The sequence below is a fragment of the Micromonospora sp. SL1-18 genome (genome assembly GCF_047921505.1).
Lineage (GTDB): Bacteria > Actinomycetota > Actinomycetes > Mycobacteriales > Micromonosporaceae > Micromonospora.
Map to the genome: position 1 here is coordinate 1 of NZ_JBLROA010000295.1, position 224 is coordinate 224.

General features: G+C 68.8%; 1 protein-coding gene. It reads right to left on the reverse strand.

Annotated elements, in window-relative coordinates; translation table 11 throughout:
* Positions 1-224 (reverse strand): S8 family serine peptidase (locus ACNAW0_RS31010; protein WP_416291580.1); only part of this gene is annotated, 224 nt, incomplete at both ends.

Sequence of the window (224 nt, forward strand, 5' to 3'; positions counted from 1 at the left end):
GTCGTCGGAGTTCCAGCCCGACGTGATGTTCACGCCCGGAGCGAACAGGTCGACGCAGGTGCCGTAGTTCGCCCACGACGCCTTCTTGTCGGTGTTGTCGGTCGCCGAGACCGTGATCGCCTCGGGCACCCGCGCCGGCGACGACTTGCACGCGTCCTGCGCCATGCCGAGGAAGTTGCCGTTGCCTGCCGCGATCGCGTAGGTCACGCCCGCCGCGATCGACC